This is a genomic window from Pantoea sp. 18069 (assembly GCF_902706035.1).
Classification (GTDB): domain Bacteria; phylum Pseudomonadota; class Gammaproteobacteria; order Burkholderiales; family Burkholderiaceae_C; genus Comamonas.
Window position 1 is genome coordinate 144,843 of sequence record NZ_CACSJA010000008.1, and the last position, 22,110, is coordinate 166,952.

Annotated in this window: 27 protein-coding genes; 1 reads left to right on the forward strand and 26 read right to left on the reverse strand. The window is 61.6% G+C overall.

Translation table 11 applies throughout. The annotated features are described in order from the left end of the window. Positions 1-15: 15 nt before the first annotated feature. The 26 genes from GVL12_RS09030 to GVL12_RS09150 form a co-directional block, all read right to left on the reverse strand. The gene (locus GVL12_RS09030) at positions 16-462 is read right to left on the reverse strand and encodes a tail fiber assembly protein (RefSeq protein WP_159913011.1); all 447 of its coding nucleotides are present in this window, start codon (positions 460-462) and stop codon (positions 16-18) included. A gap of 10 nt (positions 463-472) precedes the next feature. After that, positions 473-6,469 carry a phage tail protein gene (locus tag GVL12_RS09035; protein WP_159913013.1) on the reverse strand — a complete coding sequence of 1,999 codons (5,997 nt, stop codon included), beginning with the start codon at positions 6,467-6,469 and terminating at the stop codon, positions 473-475. A 161-nt stretch (positions 6,470-6,630) separates the two neighbouring features. Then, on the reverse strand, positions 6,631-7,023 hold the full coding sequence (locus GVL12_RS09040; protein ID WP_159913015.1) for a hypothetical protein: 393 nt from the start codon (positions 7,021-7,023) through the stop codon (positions 6,631-6,633). Further along, complete coding sequence (locus GVL12_RS09045; RefSeq protein WP_159913017.1) at positions 7,020-7,484, reverse strand: DUF1833 family protein; 465 nt, start codon at positions 7,482-7,484, stop codon at positions 7,020-7,022. Before GVL12_RS09045 ends, GVL12_RS09040 begins: the two co-directional genes overlap by 4 nt. After that, positions 7,481-7,837 (reverse strand): hypothetical protein, encoded by a 357-nt coding sequence (locus GVL12_RS09050; RefSeq protein ID WP_200843614.1) that lies wholly within the window; start codon positions 7,835-7,837, stop codon positions 7,481-7,483. The genes GVL12_RS09045 and GVL12_RS09050 overlap by 4 nt, the downstream gene beginning before the upstream one ends. Next, complete coding sequence (locus GVL12_RS09055) at positions 7,838-10,519, reverse strand: phage tail tape measure protein (protein WP_159913019.1); 2,682 nt, start codon at positions 10,517-10,519, stop codon at positions 7,838-7,840. A 75-nt stretch (positions 10,520-10,594) separates the two neighbouring features. After that, positions 10,595-10,837 (reverse strand): hypothetical protein, encoded by a 243-nt coding sequence (locus tag GVL12_RS09060; protein WP_159913021.1) that lies wholly within the window; start codon positions 10,835-10,837, stop codon positions 10,595-10,597. A 33-nt stretch (positions 10,838-10,870) separates the two neighbouring features. Further along, on the reverse strand, positions 10,871-11,056 hold the full coding sequence (locus tag GVL12_RS09065; RefSeq protein WP_159913023.1) for a hypothetical protein: 186 nt from the start codon (positions 11,054-11,056) through the stop codon (positions 10,871-10,873). A gap of 57 nt (positions 11,057-11,113) precedes the next feature. Then, a complete protein-coding gene (locus GVL12_RS09070) occupies positions 11,114-11,371 on the reverse strand; it encodes a hypothetical protein (protein ID WP_159913025.1) in 258 nt (85 codons plus the stop codon). Positions 11,372-11,400: 29 nt separating this feature from the next. Further along, positions 11,401-11,727, reverse strand: coding sequence for a phage tail assembly chaperone family protein, TAC (locus tag GVL12_RS09075; protein WP_159913027.1), 327 nt, complete (start codon positions 11,725-11,727; stop codon positions 11,401-11,403). Then, on the reverse strand, positions 11,724-12,218 hold the full coding sequence (locus tag GVL12_RS09080) for a phage tail tube protein (RefSeq protein ID WP_159913029.1): 495 nt from the start codon (positions 12,216-12,218) through the stop codon (positions 11,724-11,726). The genes GVL12_RS09075 and GVL12_RS09080 overlap by 4 nt, the downstream gene beginning before the upstream one ends. A gap of 64 nt (positions 12,219-12,282) precedes the next feature. Then, positions 12,283-12,648, reverse strand: coding sequence for a DUF3168 domain-containing protein (locus tag GVL12_RS09085; RefSeq protein WP_159913031.1), 366 nt, complete (start codon positions 12,646-12,648; stop codon positions 12,283-12,285). Next, positions 12,645-13,094 (reverse strand): HK97-gp10 family putative phage morphogenesis protein, encoded by a 450-nt coding sequence (locus tag GVL12_RS09090; RefSeq protein ID WP_159913033.1) that lies wholly within the window; start codon positions 13,092-13,094, stop codon positions 12,645-12,647. The genes GVL12_RS09085 and GVL12_RS09090 overlap by 4 nt, the downstream gene beginning before the upstream one ends. Further along, positions 13,091-13,417: a phage head closure protein gene (locus GVL12_RS09095; RefSeq protein WP_159913035.1), complete on the reverse strand. Its 327-nt coding sequence runs from the start codon at positions 13,415-13,417 to the stop codon at positions 13,091-13,093. The genes GVL12_RS09090 and GVL12_RS09095 overlap by 4 nt, the downstream gene beginning before the upstream one ends. 1 nt (position 13,418) lies before the next feature. Continuing rightward, positions 13,419-13,757 (reverse strand): head-tail connector protein, encoded by a 339-nt coding sequence (locus GVL12_RS09100; RefSeq protein WP_159913037.1) that lies wholly within the window; start codon positions 13,755-13,757, stop codon positions 13,419-13,421. 7 nt (positions 13,758-13,764) lie between these two features. Continuing rightward, positions 13,765-13,986, reverse strand: a complete 222-nt coding sequence (locus GVL12_RS09105; protein ID WP_159913039.1) for a hypothetical protein — start codon at positions 13,984-13,986, stop codon at positions 13,765-13,767. Between the two features lie 35 nt (positions 13,987-14,021). Continuing rightward, positions 14,022-15,200, reverse strand: coding sequence for a phage major capsid protein (locus tag GVL12_RS09110; RefSeq protein WP_235033833.1), 1,179 nt, complete (start codon positions 15,198-15,200; stop codon positions 14,022-14,024). Positions 15,201-15,287: 87 nt separating this feature from the next. Next, positions 15,288-16,163: a head maturation protease, ClpP-related gene (locus GVL12_RS09115; protein ID WP_159913043.1), complete on the reverse strand. Its 876-nt coding sequence runs from the start codon at positions 16,161-16,163 to the stop codon at positions 15,288-15,290. Continuing rightward, positions 16,160-17,416, reverse strand: a complete 1,257-nt coding sequence (locus GVL12_RS09120) for a phage portal protein (protein WP_159913045.1) — start codon at positions 17,414-17,416, stop codon at positions 16,160-16,162. The genes GVL12_RS09115 and GVL12_RS09120 overlap by 4 nt, the downstream gene beginning before the upstream one ends. Continuing rightward, complete coding sequence (locus GVL12_RS26265) at positions 17,409-17,573, reverse strand: hypothetical protein (RefSeq protein ID WP_200843615.1); 165 nt, start codon at positions 17,571-17,573, stop codon at positions 17,409-17,411. Before GVL12_RS26265 ends, GVL12_RS09120 begins: the two co-directional genes overlap by 8 nt. A 3-nt stretch (positions 17,574-17,576) precedes the next feature. Continuing rightward, the gene (locus tag GVL12_RS09125; RefSeq protein ID WP_159913047.1) at positions 17,577-19,295 is read right to left on the reverse strand and encodes a terminase large subunit; all 1,719 of its coding nucleotides are present in this window, start codon (positions 19,293-19,295) and stop codon (positions 17,577-17,579) included. Further along, positions 19,288-19,767, reverse strand: coding sequence for a phage terminase small subunit P27 family (locus GVL12_RS09130; protein ID WP_159913049.1), 480 nt, complete (start codon positions 19,765-19,767; stop codon positions 19,288-19,290). The genes GVL12_RS09125 and GVL12_RS09130 overlap by 8 nt, the downstream gene beginning before the upstream one ends. Positions 19,768-19,988: 221 nt before the next feature. Then, entirely contained in the window at positions 19,989-20,189 is a 201-nt protein-coding gene (locus GVL12_RS09135) for a hypothetical protein (protein WP_159913051.1), read from the reverse strand. Positions 20,190-20,549: 360 nt separating this feature from the next. Beyond that, entirely contained in the window at positions 20,550-20,783 is a 234-nt protein-coding gene (locus GVL12_RS09140; RefSeq protein WP_159913053.1) for a hypothetical protein, read from the reverse strand. A gap of 374 nt (positions 20,784-21,157) precedes the next feature. Then, positions 21,158-21,523 carry a Gp49 family protein gene (locus GVL12_RS09145; protein WP_159913055.1) on the reverse strand — a complete coding sequence of 122 codons (366 nt, stop codon included), beginning with the start codon at positions 21,521-21,523 and terminating at the stop codon, positions 21,158-21,160. Between the two features lie 82 nt (positions 21,524-21,605). Beyond that, complete coding sequence (locus GVL12_RS09150; RefSeq protein WP_159913057.1) at positions 21,606-21,794, reverse strand: hypothetical protein; 189 nt, start codon at positions 21,792-21,794, stop codon at positions 21,606-21,608. A 29-nt stretch (positions 21,795-21,823) separates the two neighbouring features. On the opposite strand from GVL12_RS09150, the gene GVL12_RS09155 reads away from it, so the two are divergent. Further along, complete coding sequence (locus GVL12_RS09155; protein WP_159913059.1) at positions 21,824-22,021, forward strand: hypothetical protein; 198 nt, start codon at positions 21,824-21,826, stop codon at positions 22,019-22,021. Positions 22,022-22,110: the final 89 nt, after the last annotated feature.

Genomic DNA, 22,110 nt, shown 5'->3' on the forward strand with positions numbered 1-22,110 from the left:
TCTGTACCACGCCATTTATGCGCCCTCCACCGGCTCAACCGGCCATTGAATGTTGCTGGGATCAGGCTGCTCGGTTATGTCGCGCAACGCCTGTCGATAAGATTTCCACTGCTGGTCCAGAAGTTCGCTGCGTTCAGTGGCCCGAGCCACGCGCCAATCAGAAGCGCTCATGAGTTGATCGCGTCTCAGGCGAATGGCAGCCCAAGCGCTTTCCGCATTAAAAATCCATTGCTTCGCGCTGTAATCGAAATCGTGATGCGCACCGGGCTTCACTGGCAAGTCAACGATCTTCCCGGCAACCACATACTGCGTTGCGGGGTCGGACATTCCATAAACCACCCCATCCCCTTCTTGCATTTGAGAAAGAACCTGGTCAGCTAGAGCCGATCCAACCAAACGAATTTGGCCGAATGGCTTATATAAGGTGAATTGCACCATTTCGTTATTTTTGGCGTCACTCATTTCATTTCAACTATTTTTTACAGGCAATAATCGTCCAACTAAGGGCCCTAGGATTCTCCAATGGATCACTACTATCTGGCGCCCTAAGAGGGTGCCTTACAATATCAAAGGTGTGCGATCCAGCAGAGGCATTGACTATTAGTGTTATTGGATTCCTCGTTTGATTGTTCCAGGTTGCTCCGAGAGACCGTATAGTCGCGCCATTTCTACGAAGGATGCCTAAATCAGTATTCCCCAATGAGTATGAGACAGTAATTAGAATTGCGGCAGGACTGTCCACCGACACGGTGGCAGACACGCCATCACCATTTGCACTCTCAATAAATAGCGGCACCGTGACTGCGCTATCGGCAATATTTCCGGTAGTTACCACCTTGGATGCAGTCAACACTCCGCTAAAACTGCCAGAGGCGCCGGACAAATTTCCCGAAAATGTGGCATTCCCGTTGATTACCGTAAAACCTGGCATTTCGATTCGGCCGTCACTCTGCACAAGAAAATAGCGGCCGGTGTTGGGATTACCCAATAAAATCCCGTTCGGTCCAATCGCCATACCTCCGCCAGTACCACCGGGCCAGCCCCACCCTGTAAACGCCCCAGTCGTGAGGGTGTCGCCCCGCACAGTGATCCCGCCAATAACTCCCGCAGTGGCGTAGATCGTCCCGCGAACAATCACGCCAGAGAACTCGGCCACACCATCGGGCCGCAGCGTCCAGCCAGAGCTGCCCGCAACGTAGTTGGCGCTTTTCAACGTGCCGCCGATGACGCCGTTACCCGCCGTGAGCTGGCTCGCGCTAATCGCCGTCGCCTGGATGGTGTCGGCCACCAACGAGCCGAATCGCCCCCACAGCGCCGTCACGTTGTTGATGTAGACCGCATCCATATAGACGCCGGCCGGCACCACCACGCCATTGATCGTCTGGGCGGTGGTCTGCACCATGAAAGGCTTGACGCTGCTGGCTGCCGAGCCGTTGGGCGCCGCAATCCAGAAGCTGTTCGCCATCACGCCGAAGTCAATGAGCGGCCCAGCCGTCGCAGAGCTTGTGCCCGAAATCGCGAACCCGCCGACCACCTGACGCCCGCCCTGCGAAAGCTGCATGCGCACCGTGTACAGCGCGCCGAGGTGCCCGTCTGCGTTTGCACGCACGATCGCCTCCTGCTCAACTGCAGCGGTGGCAGCCGTCGCCGTCTGCTGCGCCGCTGCCGCCGCCGCCACTGCGTCCGTCGCAACCTTGTCCGTGACCGCCACCCAAGCCGTGCCGTTCCAGCGCTTGGGCGTGTTCGCACCGCCCGTCGTGTCGATCCACAGGTTCTGCGGCAGGCGGTCTGCCGCAGCCGGCGCCGCGTTCTGATACAGCACCTTGCCCTTCGCGCCGGCCGCATCCGACGCCGCCTGCGCGGCACCCAGCGCCGCCGTCTGGTTGCCCGAGACCGTGGCGGCCAACTGCTGCCGCTGCGCCGCCTCGGCCGAGATTGCCGTGGCGCGTGTTTGCGATTCCTGGGTGATCTGGGCCTTGGCTTCGGCCGCCGATTGCGCGGCCGCTGCAGCCGCCGCCACCGCGTCCGTCGCCACCTTGTCCGTGACCGCCACCCAAGCCGTGCCGTTCCAGCGCTTGGGCGTGTTCGCACCGCCCGTCGTGTCGATCCACAGGTTCTGCGGCAGGCGGTCTGCCGCAGCCGGCGCCGCGTTCTGATACAGCACCTTGCCCTTCGCGCCGGCCGCATCCGACGCCGCCTGCGCGGCACCCAGCGCCGCCGTCTGGTTGCCCGAGACCGTGGCGGCCAACTGCTGCCGCTGCGCCGCCTCGGCCGAGATTGCCGTGGCGCGTGTTTGCGATTCCTGGGTGATCTGGGCAGACAGCGACTGCTGGTTGCTATCCACACGCGCAGCCAGTTGCAACCGTGCCAGCGCCTCAGCCAGATCCGCCTGCGCGCGCACCGACTCTTCGCGCTCGAGGGCGGAGGTCTGGGCGCCCACCACGACAGCCAGCTCAAGCCGCTGCTGCGCTTCGGCGGCCAGGCCTTCCTGTATCGCCGCACTCAGTTGGGTGCGAGCGAACCCCAGCGCGTCAGCGGCCTGAATGCGGTTGGCTTCGCCCGTGAGGATGTCGCGCAGCAGCGCCTCTGCGGTCTTCTGCGCCTCACGCTCGTTGCGGTTCACTGCCGTCACCGTGGCGGTGATTGCTGGCACGTCCAGCACCGACAGGGTCAACTCGGCACTGCCCAAGCGCTCCTGAATTCCACCCTGATCCGCCTCATACTCCGCGCGCGTCACGCGCAACGCGATCTGCCCGTTCAGCGCGTCGAGATTCGCTTCTGCCGTGGTCAGGCGCACCAGCGCTTGCTGCAGCTCGAGCGCGCTGGCCTTGCTGCTGAGCGTGCCATTGATGCTGTCGAGTTGCTGGACCACCTCGATCATGCGAGCGTCCAGGCCCTCATACAGCAGCAGATCGGCGGGCGACAGCACGGCCTCGGCGATCTTGCCGTCCACATATGCGGTGGTTGCCTTGAGCTGCAGCTGGCCGTTCAGCGCATCGAGCAACACCTGCAGGTTTGTGACCTGACCATTGGTGACATCGAGGCCGTAGATCTTCACCTGGCCCGTGGTCGGGTCCACATAGACGCCTGCGTCCGTGATGCGCTCGAGCGCAGCATCGGCGGCCAGAGCAGCCTCGAGCAGACCCTTGGCCATGTCGTCCATATTGCCGCGCACCTGCTGATTGAGCGCGTCCTGGTGGACCGCCGCGTCCAGCAGGCTTTTGCCCAGCGGGCCGCCGTCCTGATCGATGCGGTCGATCATGTCCAGGCGATCGAGCACGATGGGGGCGAACAGGTCACGATCGATCTGCCCATCCAGCACCTCGCGCAGGCCTTCAATGTCCGCGCCAGTTTCCGCCGTCACGGGGCCTACGAATGCGCCCGACACGCCGTCGGCGGTGACATTGCGCGCCCAGACATACCAAGCGGCCGCAATCTCTGCGCTGAACGATACCGGCCCCCCATAGCTCTCGGCCATCTGACTGGCCTGCGCCTGGTCGGCGGTCTTGCCAGCCCACACCTCGGTGCGCGCATGGCCATGGCCCTGGGTATAAATCGGCGTATCCCAGGACACCATCACCGTGCTGAAGGCGCCCTCGGCCTTGAGCCCAACAACCGCAGGCGGCGGCGTCAGGTCCGGCTGCTGCACCTGCTCGAAGCTGTCGCCCAGGTTCGCCGCAAAGCGCACCACGCCGTTGGCCAACTGGCCCGCGGTGTCGATCGCGCGGCAGCCAAAGGTCCACAGACCGGCCTGGGGCCGCGTGGTCTCGAACTGCGCGCGGTAGACGTCGCCGGCTTCGCCCAGGGGCTGCATTTCGTCCCAGTCGGCCACGCTCAGCTGCACATCACCAGGCGCATACCGGATCTGCACGCCGGCAAACGCTGGCGGGCGATCGCCGACGTACTGCCATGCAAACCGGCGCAGGCCACCGGCCACGCTCTGCACCACGAAATCATCGACATTGCGCGGCGGCAGCTGGGTCATGCTGGTGATGTAAAGCACCGTGGCCGACTGCCCCACCAGGCCCGACGCGTTGAACGGGCGCACCTCGACCAGCCACTCGCCCGCGCCATCGATGCGGAACTCGGCACGGCTGCCCACGGCGTTGCCGTCGACCATCCGCAGCTCGGAGCCGTCGCGCCCAGCCCACACCTGGGCATGGTCGTAGTCCCCCTCCACATCCCACACCAGGCCCAGCGAATACCACTCGGTGTCGCCCTGCACATTGACCTTCTCGGTGATGCGCAGGTTCGATACCTTTGGGCGGCCCAGCTGCGGCAGGCTCGACTGGTTTGGCGCGGGCGTGTAGGTGCCGTTGAGCACGTAATCCCAGAACTCGGGGCCTTCAGGCACGCAGGTCACCTGGGCGCCCTTCAGATCGGCTTCGGGCTGCATGCCGACTACGCGCACGCGGTAGCCAGGTGTAGCCTTGAAGTCATAGCACCAGAGGGTGTCGTGGGCGGGGTTGTCAAGATCTGCACCGGGGAACTTCACGCCGGCGGGCCAGGCACCGACCAGGGTGACCCATTCGGACTCGGCCTCGAGCGCCTCGACCTGAAACACGCGATAGTCGCGCGCGCCGGGCACGCGCAGGCCGACATAGGCCTGCGGCATGGGCGGCACGGGTTCGTCCAGCTGCAGCACCACCTTGCCGCCCACGCGCTCGGCGTGCATCACACGGCCGCCGAAGCCCCATTGCGTCAGGTCGTGGCTGACCGACAGCACCGACAAGCGGCGATATGCCAGGTGCTCGATGTCGGCACCGAAGTCGATGGTCTTGTACTGATACAGCGACTGGGCCAGGTGATAGCGCGCCAGCACGGCGGCGTGGGCCTCGCTGGTCACGCCCTCGCTCGTGATGCGCGCGGGGCTGAGCATCGTGGTCACGCCGGGTGCGGCCACGCGTAGCGTCTGAGTCTCCCAGTTGCGGTCACGGTCGAGGTATTGGTACTCGATGCCATCGGCAGCGTTGGCCAGGTTGTAGGCCACCGAGAACGAGCCTTTGAGCATGTTGGCCATGTTGACCACGCCGCTCAGCGGCTGGCCGCTCGACACAAACACGGCAGTGGGCCGGCTGCCATCCGTCCAGCTGAACTCGCCCATGCCGGCCAGGGCCACTTCGTCGCAGAACTGGCCCAACGACATCGAGCCAGTGATCCAGCGGTCGTAGTTGTAGCCGCGCGCCGTGCAGTGCAGCATAAAGGCCTTCAGGCCCTCGATGTCGATCTGCTCGTCTGACATGCCGAAACCGAACTGCAGTCGCGGCACCCCGTTTTCGTCGGGCGCGTACACGCCGCGCAGCGTCTGCAGCAAGATGGCACCGCAGTTGCTCAAGCCTTCGGCGCGCGTGGTCGCAGTGATCCATTCCGTGCCGTTCCAGACCGGCAGCGGCCGCGCGCGATAGGTTGCGCGCAGCGTGTCCAGGCTGCCCGATATCTGACCGGTGGCTTTGATCTTGATACCGATGCGGCCCCACTGGCTGTAGTCGGTAGTGTCGGGCTGGATGCTCTTGAGCACGTTCCAGGTGAAATTGCACGCGTCCTTGCCGTCACCCTCGTTGTAAGTCGGCTTGCCAAGGCGCACGCGCACTTCATGCTGGCCCAGCGCCACGGACACGGTGTAGGTGCGACGCACCACATCCCTGGTCGCATTGGTCAGCGTGGTGCTCAGCGCCGGCTGCCAGGCCTCGCTGCCCACGACGCGTGTCTCAACGAACAATGGCACGCTGTTGACCAAGACATTGGCCTTGTTGTCCACGTCATACAACTGGCCCTCGATGTCCAGCTGCAGCGTCATGGTGTCGGTCGAGCTGGTGCGCGTCACCCACGCGCCATCGTTCTCGAGTTCGCCCCCGGCGATGCTGTCGACATTGCCGTACAGCGGCACGTCCTGACTGGGCATGCCCGAGAAGCCATTGAAAAACGCAGACACTTCCTCAAAACTGGTGATCGGCGTATCGCCAATCGCCAAATCAGAGACGCTGTGCACATTGATGCCGCCCAGCAGGATAGTGCTCAGGTACTGGTTTTCACCCTCGAACCAGGTATATGAATCGCTGGCAAGATCGGGCAGTACGCGCATCTCGCCCCACAGTGTCGGCAACGGCTCATGGGGGCGCTTTGTGTTGCGCCGGCTGCTCAGGCTGTGGACCTGGCGCGCGGCCGCAGCCTCGCCCATCTTGGGCACCTTGGGGCCCAGCACTTTGTTGATGAGCATGGAGCCGGCAACAAAGGTTCCCATGCCGATAACAGACGCCATCGCGCCCGTACCCGCCCAAAGCGCCAGCCCAGCTCCCATGGTGAACCAGGTGAGCGCGGCCATGGCCACAAGCTGCACCACCTGCTTGCCAACCGAAGCGCGACATGCGATCAGTTGGCCATGCTTTGGCCAAGTGCGCTTCCACATCGCACGCGGCACCATGGCGCCGCCGATCATTACCGTCCACGCGCCGGATTCAATGCCGGGCACATGCCGGCGCAGGAACGCCTCGAGCGTCTCGCCGGGCTGCAGGTCCGCAGGCACGTTGCGTTGACCGTCGCAGGTCAACGCATTGGGCGTGATGACCAGACGGCCACGGGAGTCCAGCAGATCGCAGGCCACACCATCCACAGCAGCCAGCTCAGCGTGATTCATTTCCATCGATAGAACCCTTCAAGCGTCAGCCCGGTGGCCGACAGATCCTGCATCCGGTGCAACACGCTTGCACCCAGCAAGGCAGTCGTGTGCAGCACGTATGGCGTGAAATTGAGAAAGAAGTAGGTGCCGATGTGGCCCGCCTGCGCAGCGCCGATTTCGCGCATCAGTACCGCATCGCCGTCCATCGGGTTGATGACCGGGTCGGCCAACTGCACGCTGTAGGCGGCGATCGCCGCGTCCTGCTCAGCCGGGCGCAGCGGCCGCGGACGCTTGCCCGGAAGCAGCACCTCGCGCCCGAAAAGCTCGCGCTGCACCAGCAGGGCCAGGTCGGCGCAATCCATGTGCCGCGCGTCGTAGGGGATGCCAATGAAGCGATCGACGTTCATGGGGAGATCCCCGGCAGCGTGAACTGATTCGCAACTTGCTTGCATGCGGACTGGCGCATGAGCGCGTCAACGCCGCAGGTCGCCTGCGCCGTGGCGCCGTTCACGGTCACGCCGGTCATCGGCAGCCAAAAAACATGTTCATGCACATCAGGCGTGTCACGCGCAACGATGATCAGGCGCGCCATGGTGGCCGTGCCGGGCAGCAAGCGCTCGAGCTCGTCGCTGATGCCTCGCCCCACGTTGTCCATGACCAACTTCATGCGCGGCGCGCTGCCACTCTGGTCCTCGGGCAGGGTGAAGCCAAACGGCAAGCCGATGTAATCCAACCCCTGGCTCACGAAGTCCTGCACGTCGTTGCAGATGCGCATGGGGCCGGAGAAACTGGGATTGGTGACCTCCAGCAGCTCGACATGGCCGACGTCGTTGGTGATGCGCTGATTGCGCTCTTGAAACAGCGTCATCGCAGGTACTCCAGGGTGACTTGCCGGCGCGCCCTGGCGTACTTCCCAGCCATCGGTTCCAGCTTGCCAATGTGACCATCCTTGAAGCGCATGGAACGCATCTGGCCGGTGCGCACATCTTTCACATCGAAGAACCCAATTCGCTCAATGGTTTCGAAATACCATTTCTCGAATTCCAACGTATCAGCGGTGCTCTTGAAGAAGAGGACGGCAGCGACTTCGGCCACAACCCGATACTGAGTGACGCGCATCTTCGCCAGGCCTTTTTCCACCGGAGACCTCTCAACGCCGGACTCATATTCCAAACCGGCACCGCTGAGCAAAATCTTCACGTAGCTTGGTAGTGCTGCCATTTACATTCCCATCTGCGCCCTTTGGCGCATAGCCTGTCCGTTGACGCCGTAATCGCCTGCGATTTGTCCGGCCACCGTCTCGACCGCTTTATTGACAAAGAAGTCGAAAATCTCTTCTCCGCCCGCACCTCGCCTGGTGGTGTGCTCAACTTCAGCGCCCACGTTGTTGTGAATATTGATGACTGGCGACCCTCGGCCCGAGCCATCAGATGCACGGGAGATGGCGGGGGTCGCACCCACAACGCCACCAGAGGAAAAGCCATTGCGAAGTGATCGCCGCAGAGTTTCGAAAGCAGTCGGCCCGCCAAGGGCGCGCATGTCCTCCTGAGACAGCACCCCTTCGCCTTTGTGAACGAGGCCGCCCGGCTCATATTTGCCGCCTGGTCCGGTGAAACCACCCCAGGAAAAATCTGGCAGCGCCGTACCAGAGACGTTCCCCCAGCCACTCACACCCGAAGTCACCGCGCCCGATGGCTGTACGCCAGCACCTGACAAAGCACCAAATGCGCTACTGAGAAACGACACTGCCGCCGCCCGGATCTGGATGCGGATAAGGTCGCTGATGATGCTGTTGGCTAAGCTCTTGAAGTCGGCCTTGCCAGTCATGGCAAACGACACCAGAGCATCCTCCATCCCCTGGAATGACGAGGTCGCCAGCGATTCAGCCTGCGCGAAAAGATTGGACGATTGGTCGGCGTAACTTGCCAGCGCACTTTGTGCGCCCAGGCGCCAGTCTCCCTGCCGGGCCTGCAGCTGGTCGTAGTAGTCGGTGAAAGAGGTGAGCGCCTTGCCCTTGAACTCCTCGATGCGGAGCAACTCGTCGTCGTATTGCTTCTGCGCACCCTCGCCCCAGTTCCCCGAGAACTGCGCAGTGCGCCGGGCGTCTTCCAGCCGGCGCACATCGGCGCCGTACTTGTCGTTGATCTGGTTGGCGCCGGCAAGACGCTCCTGCTCGGCACGCCCCATCCCCATCGCATCAAGAGCCCGCTGGTACTGCTGCACCGTGTCGTTCAATTCGCGCTGGGCCGCAATCTGCGACAGCGTGGCAGCGTTATCCTGCTGCCGCTGGGAGGTGGTGCGCTCCATCGCCAGCAACTCTTTGTCGAGGCCGGCATCAACCCGCAGCGCGGCGATCTTGGCCTTGTTCGCCAGAACCTGGCGGTCGCGGTCAAGCGCCTCCTTCGCACCGAGCCGTTGTGCCTGCAGACGTTCGTTCTCTTCCTGCAAAGCCTTTTCCTGGGCGGTACTGACAAGGTCAATAAATGAAAGCTTCGCCGCGTAGTATTCGCTTTCATCTACGAGGCCAGCGCGGCGCGTAGCTTCAAGAAGCTTCTCGGATGCTCCGTAGATCTTGGCGATCTCCGCGAACTTCGCGCGCACGGCCTCTATGTCATAGCGCGCCTGGGCGGCGGCTTCTTGAGCTGCCTTCTGCGCACCGCCCTTGTCGCCATCCTTGAGATTGACCACACCGGGGGCCTGCAGCTTCAGATCAGGAGCCATGACCGTAGATGCCGTGGGCGCCGCGATCTCGGCAAAATCTTTGAGCGCCTGGGATGCCGCAGCGGACTTGCCCTGGACCTCGGTGATTTTCGTGCGGACGTTGTCCAGCATGCGTTGGGTGTTCTTGTCGTCAGGATTCCTGCTCAATGCTTCCTGGAATCGCTCGGCCTTCGACACCAACTGGGTCAACTGGTGCGAGTAGCTGTCGGCTCCAGCCTTCAGCTTTCCAAACTCATCTGTCCCCATTACGACAGACAGCTTGTTCTTGGTATTGATGAAGGTCACCAGGTTGGCAGTGCCTCGAATCACTGCCGTGGATAGATCGACCATCCACCCAATCAAGGTCTGAAATGCAGCGCGGGTGCCTTCGCTTGCCAATGCAGAATTCAGGCCTTCGACACTGACTTTCATCTGCGCCATGCTCCCGCTGTCGCCCGTCAGAAGCCCATTGATGGTGTTCTGCAGCGCCTTCAGCGCGCCGCCGAAGGTGTCACGCGCCGCCGCTGCCGCACCTTCATAGGTCTCGTTGAGAGAGTCGAGCACCATCTGCTGCGCTTCGGCTATGCGCCCTGTGCGCTCAAGCTCCCGTGCAAGCTCAATTTGCGACTCGGAGAATTTGAATCCCTGCTTCTGCAGTGAGGCCATGCCCACGCTTGGCACGTCGAGGGCACGTCCCATGATCTCGGCAGAGGCCTTGATCTCGGAGCCGGTGCGCGCCGAGTGGTCCGCAGCTACTTGCAAGGCCGCCGGAAACTTGTCACCCACGATATTGGTGAATGCCGACAGCACCGTTTGCGCTTGGGTGATCTCGCCAGCAGAAATGCCCAGCGTGTCCTGCATGCTGTCGGCCATCTCATTGAGCCGATTCTGGCTAAAGCCCGCAGCATTCCCAGTCGACTTGAGCACAGCGGCCAGTTGGGCTTGCTCCTGCCCCGCCGCCTTGGTCTCGGCGATGAACTTTTGGAACACGGCACCCACCGTGATGCCCGCAAAGATGCCGCCGATGACGCTGCCAATCTTGTTCCACGCCTCTTCCGATTCCTTGGCTGCTTTGCGCTGCGCTGCGGAAATCTGCTTTGCCTTCTGGCCGGCAGTGCGCGCGGCACGGTCCATGCCGGACTCAAAACCACCAATCTTGGCGATCAGGTCGAGCGTGAGCGTGCCAAGGGAACGTGATGCCATTTTTCAATCGCCCATAAAAAAAGCCCACCGAAGTGGGCCGTGCCTTTACCGCCCCGCCAAGGCGGGAGGGGTCTGTTATTGCTGCTTAGCTTGCGCTCTGATCAGCTTCTCAATATTGTTTTCCATCTGGTTGAAAAAATCCCTCCGCTGCACTGCCGCCTTTTCCAGCTGCTGCACGCGATAGCCCACGTAGGGGATTACCGCGAAGGCACATGCCATGGCCGCCAGCGCGGCCTGCTGGGCCGCGCCGTTGACGAAAAACGATCCGACCAGGCAAAGCCCGCCGATGAAAGAGCCGATCAAAACAAGACTGCGCATATCCCCTCCGTATGGAGCAGCTATGCTACCGGATTAACGCCGCGGGCTGCCATCCAAGAACGTGCGGCTTGAGCTGCTATCCAGGCCCTCCGAGTCCGTCGACTCCAGCAGCATCTGCTGCAGCCTGTCGATGGTCTGCGCCTGGACCTGAATCGTTGTCGCCTGCGTGGCCACCGTCTCGATCAGCAGCTTTTGAGAATCGTTGTCTGACGCGCTCATATGCCAGTTCCTTCACTTTGTTGATCCACTCACGACGCGCGGCGCAACCGCTGCAGGTCATGCCCATTCCTTCATGGCGCGCGCCAAGGCCGCGGCGTCTGCACCGGCTGCGCTGTCGCGCGGCGGCAGGTAGTCGGAAAAATCACCTCGGCAACCGTTCGCACAGAACGCCGCAAGCGCGGCGCCCTGCTCTATACGCAGACCCAGATTCAGAGTTCCATGCCGCTCCCGATATTGCCGCCATAGGTCAAGTTCCTCACAGCTCAGCGCCTCTTTGGCCGCCGCGATGCTGGTGCCGCCGATGCCATTGAGCACCAACTCGCACCACACTTCGTCGTCGGCCGTCAGGCTTTTGGGGCGCTGGCTTCCTTCACTGCCTCGATCAGCGCCATGGCCAGGGAGGGCTCGAGCTGGTAGGCCTGCTCATAGCTCAACGACTCTTGCGTATCGCCCAACAGCACGCATTCGCTGAGCATCTTGGCCGAGCGACTGCGGTCTTCGCCCAGCGAGGCAACCCGCTCAAACGTGCCAAAGCTGCGACGGCGCACCCACACATCGAACTTATCGATGAGATCCTTGCCGGATGCATCCTGCCGCGTCCAAGTCACGGGCATCTTGACGGGTGAAGCCTCAACGAAGCCACCCTTTTCAGTGAGTTGATGCAGGTTCATGTCTTGGGCACCCACGAAGAACCGCCGCTGCGCTGGATGCTAGCCTGGGTGGTCACCACGGCGTTGCCCGCGAAATCGAACGGGAAGTCCGAAACATAACCTTCGAAAACAAACCAGGTGCGGGTAGCGGGCAGGACCAGCTCAGCCCCGCCGACTGCCACCGTGGGCGGGATGTTCACACCATCGCTCCAGCCGATGGCCCACTTGATCACCGAGTCGTCATCGGACTCGCTCAATTCATGCAGGCGCAGATGGCTCTCGTTGCGCGGGTCGGCATTGATCGTCAGGCTGGCCTGACCGGGGGTGCGAAGTCCCCGCTTGTAGGTCCGGCCAGCGACCTCTTCCAGACAGGTGTCCTCGATCTGTTCAGCGGGCGCGCCGCCGGGGTTGAATGCAGTGACGCACTCGATGTTCAGCACTTCAAAAGTGCCAGGCGCGCCATCTGCCGGGACCAGCGCGTAAACCTGCGTGCCTTGGGTGAGCATGCTCATGGTGCTTGCCTTTCAAAAACAAAAATGCCACCTCAAGGGGCGGCGGTTGCGTTGCTGACGATGGTCAGCGTGAGGTAATCCAGTCGAGCCGAAAGCTGCTTCGCCAACGTTTAGTCGCTGGGTCTTGAGACTCTCCCAGCCACAAAGTGATGTGCGCGTGCAACTCGATCGCATCACGCAGCACCTCAACGATGCGACGGGTGATAAGCGGGTCATCGCCATAGGCATCGACCTGCAATGTGAAGCTGTCGGCATCAGGGCGACCCGCCAGGTAGTTCTCAGGCGAGCCACCCACAACTTGCCAGACGGCATAAGGCAGCGGGCTGTTTTGCGGCGCCATGCCAAACAGATAGAAGCGCACCGGGCCAGCACCGAGCACAGCACGAACTGCAGCGTCGACAGCGACGACCTCGAAGATGGGGGCTGTCATAGCTTGTCCAGCCTTTTCCGCATTTCAGCGGCCACCGCGTCCGTAGCCAATTCGACGTTGGCTTCGAGCGCGGGCAGCATGAAAGGCTCGGCAGCCATCTTTTCGGTGCCCCACTCTTTCAAAAGCCAATGAGGGGTAGGCCCCTTGTCGCCTTCATCCGGGTTGCCTTTGGGAATAGGCCCTTTGGGAGTGGCGACGCCGACGCGGTAAGCCACATCGCCAGTAGATCGATAGAGCTTGCTCGCAAAGCGCGCCTGGATATTGCTGGCGATCTTGCGCCCCGTTCCCGGGTCATCAATGCCCATGGCGTTGGCTTTCGCCGCGCGCACCACCACCATGGAGCCCTTGCGCATGGAGCCCATCACCACCTTCTTGCGCATGTTGTTGGGCAACTGCTTGAGTTTGCCGATGGCCTGATCCAGGCCCTTGAGATCGAATTCCTTCATTGGCTCAGCTCCTCGCAAGGCAAGGTCAAAAAATCGCGGCCGCTGACTTTGTCGGGCAGCGCGCCCAGAATCCGATAGACCGCCGCGCCATGCAGCACTCGCATGCCCGGCTGAACACCTTGAAGGAATCGAATGGTTACTCGGTGGCCGACCGCAGACTGAGAGGCATGCGCGGCGATAAAGTCGCGCACGCTCAGCGGCTCCACGCTCGCCCAGATCCGGGCAAAATCCACCCAGTGGTCGAGCATGGCACCGGTTTGCGGATCCTGCGTCGGAACGTTGCGCTGCAGCGTGACGAAGTGGCGAAGTTGGCCCGCACGCATTTCACACCCCCAAACCGATGCGATAGGGCTGTAAAAGCGAGTGCGCGCCCATAGGAAGCTCCTGGGCCGATACGCCGATCGCACTGTTTTCGCGGTTGGCATACAGATGGCCAAGGATCAAAAGCACGGCCGCCTGCACGGCCCCGTTGATCACAATGGGCATTGCCTCGGGCGGCTCTGCAGCTGCCTCCAGCTCAGCTTGGGTTGCGTAAACGTTGCGATTGAGGAACTCGGCGGCCGTGGCCTCAGCTGCAGAGAGGTAGATCGCGATCAGGCTGTTCTCGCTATCACCTGCCACGCGCAGATGCAGACGCGCCTGCTCCAGTGTCACGATGGTCATACTTACCTCACTCCAGCTTAGGGCTGGGCTTGCGGCCTCGGCGCGGCGCATTCTCCACAGCAAATTCAGATGCCAGAGCTGCGGCCTGGCCATCGGGTGCCACAGCCACAAGGCCAAGCGCCAAGAACTGCGTTACCCGGCTGTCCGGGATGTCGAACTGCTCCGAATTCCAAGGGTTCTTGATCTCCCCCTCGAATTCGAATGACTTCAGTGCTTTGACTTTTGCCATTTGGAATAGAGGGCGGTTACCCGCCCCCGCCTTGTTTAGTCGCCGATGGCGACCAGTTGGCCTGTAACGAAGGCTTCGGGGCGGTACACCGCCAGCGCCAGGCGCTCTTCTGCGCGAATGGTGACCATGTTGTTCTCGAAGTCCTTGTCGTTCTCCGTGGAGATCAGGATTTCAACCGCCATGCGGTCGAATATCTGCGCTCCCAGCGAGAACGCGCCGGTCAGGAACGTGTTCTGCACGATGGCAGTGGTCTCCACCACAGGCAGGTTCCACAGTCGCGCCGGGGTGCCATCCTGGGGGCGGCCGACCAGGTAACGGCCCTGGCTGTCCTTTGTCAACTCGATAGCTGCCCAGTCGGTAGGGTGGAGCACCACACCGGAAGCCGGAAACTCAGCCAGGATCGCCTGCAGGATGGCCAGGCGGATGCGGTCAATGCGCTGCTCGCCAGTGACAGTGATGCCGGCGGGCGCCGCGTAGGCCGACGCCTGGGGGACCAGCCCCTTCAGGTTGGCGCCGGTGCCGTTGCCGTAGAGCAACTGGTTTTCTTCGGCCAGCTTGATGCCGTACTCGGCGCGGGCATTGATGTAGCTGCGCAGGGCCGGAGCGTCGTCCAGGATCTGGCGCGAGGCCTTGAACAGGTGGGCCAGCACGCGCACTGGCGCATTCTCCAGAGCAACGGTGATGTCCGAATAGGGCTTAGCAGCGCCTTCGGCCACAGGCGCGGCGGTGTTGGTGAAGCCAGATTCGCGCACGTACTCGACGTTGTTGCTGGCAGTTTGGCCGGGGGCAATCAGGTCACGGATGGTCAGGCGCTTCTCGGGAGGAGTGACAATGCCGTACTGGCGATCGGTCACGACCAAGCTGCCAGCGGAGGCCGTGGTGATGGCTTGGCGCGGCACTTCGATGCGACGCGAGCCACGGAAGGAGCTGTTCACGCCTTCCATCTGGGAGCTGTTCACGACCAGATCGCCAGCGGTCTGCGGGGCGTCCTTGCCGCCGTTATCGGGGCGGGCCATGGCCTGCTGCAGTTCCCGCATGTGCGCGTTCAGTGCGTTGAACTGTGGCAGGAGTGCGTCGACGGCTTGCTTGGTTTCCGCGCTGGATGCGCCCAGACTCTGGATCTCACGCTCCGTCTTCTCTGCGTACTGCTTCAGCTGATCGCCGGTCTGCTTCAGGTCGGCCTGGACTTGCTGGTAGGCCTGTTCTACATTCATGGGAGTCGGCATTTGGATGGTCTTTCTGCCCAATAGGCATAAAAAAACCGCCTCAGTGGGCGGCTGGCTTTCGGAAGGGATGCCCCGTCAGACCTTTAGCAGGCCCGACAACGACACAGGTGGCGCCACCATCAGCGGCGCCGGCTGGGCAGCGTCAGGCTTGCCCTTTCCGACAGCGTCATGCGTATCGGCACCAGCAGCGTCTGGCTTGCTGGCCTTGATTTGTTGGAACAGATGGCGGCGCTGGCTGCGTGGCACGCCCTGGCGGGCCATCAGTACGTCGATCTGACGCACTGCGTTTTGAGCGCCCTGGTCTTCGGTCTCGCGGATTTTTGACGGCTCCAGGATGGCATCAGCCCAGCCAGTCTCGACAGCGGCGGCGCCCCCTATCCATGTCTCCTTGTCCAGAAGCGCGGCCGCCTTTGCTTTGTCCAGGCCAGTACGCTCGGCATACAGATCAGCAGCCGCCGCATCGAAAGGCTCCAGCCAGTCTGCCGCCTCTCGCAGTTCGTGACGGTTGCCAATGACCACGACCCAGGAGTTATGCACCATCAACCAACCGGCGCGCGCGATCAGGATCTCATCACCCGCCATAGCGATAATGGAAGCGACAGAGGCCGCAATGCCCAGGATGCGCACTGTCACCTTGCCGCGGTGCATGCGCAGCAGGCTGTAGATGGCATTGCCCTCGAACATCGACCCGCCAGGAGAGTTGATGTTGACGATCACGTCTCGGTCACGCCCAATGGACCGCAGTGCGGCCTCAATGCGCCGGGCCGATGTGCCCTCGCCGGTCCAGGCGTCGTAACCGATGGGATCGAGGATGTTGATGACGTTATCACCTTCATCCTCATCCATGGCCAAGGCCGGGTTCCACTTCGACAGCGCTTGAGGCGACAGGTCGAACTCAATGCCGGTCTGGCCCCTCATTTGCGGCAGCTCGGGCAGTTTTTTCAGGCTCATGTTTGTTTCCCTCCGTCCTTACCAAGGTTCTGGAGCGTCGTCAGGTTAGTCTGAACGGTCAGCGCATCGCCACCATCCATCGGCGCCATATCTTCCAGAGCGCGAATCTCATTGCGCGTCATCACGCCGTTCTGCGCCAGCGTCGAGTAGTAGCTGGCACGTCCGGCGCTGTCGGCCCGCAGCAGCCCCTCCAGGTTGAAGCGGGCGTAAAAAAACCGCCTCTCGGGCGGTTCAAGCAGGTGCTTGTAGATCGCTTCCTCTATCCTCTTCAGAATCGGCCGCAGCGCCAGCGTGAGGAACAGGTCTTTCTGTGCTTCCGTACTCGTTGGCCAGGACGACTGTTTGTCGCCGTGGCCTATCAGGATCGGCGGGACCCCAAAAAAGCGGCAGACCTCCTCAACGCTGTAGGAACGGGACTCCAGCAACTGCGCATCAGCGGGGTCAACGCCAATAGGTTCAGCAGTCACGCCCTGCTCCAGCACCGGAGAGCGCCCGGCATTCATCGCGCCCGAAATGGTCTTGAGATATTCGCGAAACTCCTCACGCTGCTCGGGCTTCAGCACGCGGTCAACCTTGAAAGCGACAGTCTTGTGCAGGCCATTCTGGAACATGCTGTTCGCCGCGTCGTTGGCCGACATGGCCTGGCCGAAGGTGTTTGCCCCGTACTGGATGGCCGAAAGGCCCATCTGTCCATCCAGGGAAAACCCGGCGATGTGCATCATCTCGCGCCGACTGATCTCCTCGACCTTTCCGCTACGCGGGGTGTAGGTGTACTTTAGGCTGCCGTCGTTCTGCTGCTGCACCGCAATCCGGTCTGGCGACAGGACGTACAGCGCAGCGATGCGGCCAGCAACATGGCGCTTGCGCACATAAGCATTGCCGCGCAGCAGGATCGATGCGACCACCGCTTCCCAAAATTGCACCGAAGTGGTGTCAGCGTTCGGGCTGTGCTTCAGTATCTCGTAGAGCGGCACTTCCACGGCAGGCATAGGCTTTCGCCCATCCTGCCGGTAAAGCGTCAGAGGCAGCGTGGCAATGGTCTGTGAGATCAAGCGTACGCACGCCCACACCACCGGAAGTTGCATGGCGGTGTTTGTACTCACGATCTTCCCGGAGCTGTTGCCACCCAGAAAATCAGACCAAAAGCTGGAGTCTGTCAGGCGTATCGCCTTCCCAGACCAGTTACCCACCGCCGCCTGCACCGCGCTGGGCCGCGTCGCGGCTCGCGCCAGTGTTGCGGACAGCTTACCCATGCCTCATGCCCTTTCGCAGGAATCCGGCCGCCAGACTGCAAGAGCCCGCACCGGCCAGCAACGCCCAGCCCAAGCCCTGCAAAACGGCCACGCCGGCAATGAACAGGCCGATCCCGAGGACCGACAGCGCAAGAAAAACAATTGTCGTCTGATCCATAGGTCACACACTCATTGGGTTACGGATGGCATCCATGAAGTCGCCATCGCCGTCGTCAGTCGAAACAAGCAGGCGGCCGACACCCATGATCAGCGCCACCGCGCCGTCGATCTTGTTGTCGCTGCCCTGCTTGATAGGCCTCACCACATCGTCATTTCCTGGCAGCGTTTTGCCGATAACGTTCGCAATACACCATGTCATGATTGGGTTGCCGTCATGATGGAAACGCCCAGAGGCGATTGCTGCCTCGAGCTCCTTCATGGGGTCGCTCATGTTGGTGTAGTTTTGGGTGATGGTGATGGGCGTCAACCCCTCATCGTCGAGCTGGTGCGCCAAGTTGGTCGCGCCATGCGGATCTAGCGGCGACGACTGCACGGGGTTAAGGTGGTTGGCTTCTTTCGCCTCTTCCAAAATCTCCCGGTAGTCGATCTCCGCACCGTAGGTCTGCACAAGCAGTCCCGCGTTCACCCACTTCTGATAGCGCTCGGCCATGCGCCGGTTGTCGTTGTTGGCCACCGTGTCTTCGGGGACCCAGAACCGGGGTGCTACGCTGTAATAGTGACGTTTGCCTTCGATGTCCCTCCAGAACAGGCGTGCCATGCTGTTCATATCCAGCTTTCGCGCCAAGTCAAATGCCAGTACGCATGGCTGGCCCTCGAACCGCTCCAGCGTCAGCGTCGTGTCTTTCAGCGCCTCCCACTGGGCGACGTTGAAAAACCCGGTCTTGGCCGTGACCCACACGCCCAGGTGCTTGGTCTTGAAGGTGTTGGTGAAGCGGGCTTGCTGAATAGCTCGCCGCTGCTGACTCTCCAAGTACTCCGGATAGACTGACACACCGATGTTCGGATTGGCCTTGGCCAGAACTGCTGGGTCCTTCCAGTCGTCGCCCTCATCAATCGTCCACACCCAGCCGAACAGCTCCTCATTTGGCACCGTGCCCTCAAGCATTTCCAGAACTTCGCGGCGCTTGTCGTAGCACGGCCCCTCGATATTGAAGCCGGCCGTCGTGATCATGAACATCAACGGCTGCTTGCGGGCACCCATCCCGGTCAGCATCGTGGTGTAGAGCGCATCCGAGTCATGCTCGTGGTACTCGTCCACGATGGAGCACGAAGGACTCGCACCGTCACCAGGATTGCCGATGAGCGGTTCAAATCTGCTGCCGTCCGCCGGCTTGTTCAAATTCGACGCGTTGACCTCAATGCCTGCGGCCTCGATCAGCATGGGCGACCGCTTGACCATCAGGCGCGCAGGCCGGAAAACTTCCCAGGCCTGCTTCTCTGTCGTGGCGCCTGAGTAGACCTCGGCGCCGAATTCATCGTCCAGGCAGAACATCGCCAGACCGACGCCGGCGGCGATCACCGACTTCCCGTTCTTGCGGTTCACTTCCCAGTAGCTCTCGCGAAAGCGGCGCATCTTGTCGCGCTTGCGCTTCCAGCCGAAGGTGCAAGCCAAGCCGAACTTCTGCCAAGGCTCGAGCGTCACCAACTGGCGCTTAAATGCCCACTCCCCCTTTGTATGTGGCAGCAGTTCGATCAAAGCAATCTTGCGCTGGGCCTCCTTGGGGTCAAAGCAGTAGGGCCAGTCGTCATCCTTGGCGCGATCCAAGTCGTCCAGGTGACGCTGGCAGGCCAGGACCACGTAGCGGCACGCGGGAATCTTTCCTTTGACCACGTCCTTCGCGAACTTGAGCGCGGCGTCGACAGCGGGATATTTAGCCATTGAACAATGCGGCAAACGGATTGCCGCTCCCTTCTGGCTTCTTGCCGATAATCCGCTGGCGACTGGATGGATCTAGCCCTAGCATCCCGCCGTAGGTGGCCATCATCGCGGTCGCTTCCTTGAGCGCCGTGACCGCAGGATTCTTGATGACCCCGCCCATTGCGCCGGTCACGGTCACGCCGTTTTCTTTGACATCGACCTGGGCCATTCGAAACTGGTCATAGGCATTGCAGTAGACCTCGAGGTTCTGCACATCGGTCGCCTCAAGCACGCGCTCCCTGCACAGCAGCGGCGCCAGCGTCTCCCACAAGGAACGCCCGGCATCACCCATCCAAAACGGACAGTTAATATTTCGAACCAGGCCGAAGTCCGGCTCGACCTTATTCAGCGCCCGCTTGCCCGGGTTGCCGGCCAACTCTTTCTTGCCCGTGGGTTTCGGGCGGCGGCCAGAGCGCCCAGCAATACCTGCCATCGGGCCTCCGGTTTAAATTTCATTTTTCGCGGGTGCAAAAATTCACTTAGGGGCGCGGCTGTTTCATGGAGCCTTTTCAGACTTTTTACCCACCCCCCGCCCGTGCGCCGATTTTTTTGCCTAGAGGCATTGCCGTATCAGCTTTTTTTCGGCCATGGTTGTGCCCTATTTCGGCGTCGCTGGCAAATAAGCTAAGGACAAAAACAAGACCGCCAGGCCGGTCACGGGCGCGACGCCTTCACTACACACATAGGGCTCATCCCCATGTCCGCCTCGATGGCGCACTTCACTGCAATGGGATCAGCACCACCTCTAATTGCCTCAGCCATGAGGGCGTGACGATTCATGGTGCAAGCCACTGGCGACATCACCGCAGCAGCCAGAACCAGGAACCCGACGACGGTCACGATTGCATCCTTCATCGCCTTGACTCCTCTCGCTGCTTGTCACTGCTGTGGCAGGTCTGGCATAGGGACTGGAATGGCCCAGCCCAGAACATTTCGGGGTCACCGCGATGAGGCGTGATGTGATCGCACACCGTGGCCGCCGTCACCCTGCCCGCCTTCGCGCAGTACGCGCACAAGGGCTCGGCGGTGAGCTGCCGCTTGCGCAGGATGCGCCACTTGGTGGTGGTGTACCAGGCGCTGAACTGACCCGCACTACCGCGCTTGGCCTGCTGGGCCTGCTCCTGGTGCTGGTCGCAGTAGCCATTGGCATTGCGGTGGATGGCCTTGCAGCCGCGGTGCCGGCATGGCCTGCTAGGACGCTGGGGCATGAACCCCTCACATCCAGCTCTTGGCAACCCAGCCAGCGAGCAGAACTAGACCGGCAAGAACAGGCGGCAAGATGAATGCCTTGGCAACTGCGCCAGCGAAGCCGTCCTCGCTCCTGGGCTGCGCCTGGTATCCGTGCGCCGCCCGCAGCACCAGCGCCAGCCCGTATGCCTGCAGCAGGGTCAGCGCCGGCAGTGCAAACATCGGCACCATAAACCAGACCCACAGGAGAGAGAGCGTCAAGCCGGACCAGTAGCCCCCCCCCACACGATGGAGAGCGGGATTGCGGCCACGCTACCAAGCAGGGCTGCAGCAAAAACGCCTGGAGTCATCGAAGTCTTCATGGAAAGTTTCTTTCTGGAATAGGTGCCACCGCTGCGGGCAAGGCGTCCCTGGCGAGTGAGGCGTGGTGGATGCGCCCGAGCGGTGGCGAAATGGGTTAGAGGGATTGGCGAGCCTTGCGCTCGACCTCTGCCTTGCGGTCAAGAGCGGCGCGACGCAGAGAGGCCGGCATGGGGGAGGCAAGCCCACGCACCCATGCAACGAAGCGATCCCATAACGTGCAGCGGGCACGCTTGGCGCGTTGGAAATCGAACTCGGTCATAGGCGCGAACGGCTCAGGCGCCAGCCAGCTTGGTGCGCAGCTCATAGCCCATGAGCGGCCAGATCTTCTGCACGGCGTTGGCGCGCGCGATCTTGCGACCGATATCGGCGTCGAAGTTCTCGGGGCTGGCGCAGGCGCTTTCGCCGGTGACGGTGAAGCCATTGCCTAAGGTCAGCACGCAGAAGGTCAGCAAGTGCAGCGGCCCATCGGCTTCGATCTCGTAGTCGAAGCCATGCTTCTTGTGGGAATGGCCGTGCCGGCCTTCCGCAGCAGTGAAGTAAGTCTCGTCAGCGATGTTCGCTTCGATATCGTCAGGCGTCACGCGCGCGGCGGTCTTGCCCTTGGCTTGAATCTCTTGCTCGATTGCTTGGTCGCTCATGAAAGCTCCTGAAATAAAAAAACCCACCGAGGCGAACCAGGGCGGGCAGGTGCTGGGCAGCGCCAGCAAAGAAGCGGCGTATTCAGGCGGAGAAGACTTTTCCGTCTGACATGCGAGCGACGGCGCCGCCATAGGCCTTCATGAACCCAGCGCCCTTGCGAAGCGCCTCTATGTCAGCCTCCTGGGCGACCCATGCTGCAGCCGCATTGGCTTCTATATCGACCAAGACAGGGCCCAAAGCCCACATAAGAAAACGCTTGTACAGGCGCATAGCTCAACCTCTGTGTATTGAAATGTTTCATGTCTGCTATGTTCTGGATTCCGCAATCACAGGACCTAGACATGGCCTTAACTTTTTCACTCGCCTATAAAAACAATCCTGAAGACTTCGAGAAACGGGTTTATGCCCAGCTTCAAGCTCAGTCAATTGCCATAGCTGCTGCACTAGCACTCGCTGCCATGAATCACACCGGGTTTCGTGGAGGCATCAACTCTTAAGATGATGAAGCCATGAATAAGTCCAACAAGTTCTCTCCCGAAGTCCGTGAGCGCGCAGTGCGCATGGTGCAAGAGCACCGTGGGGAATA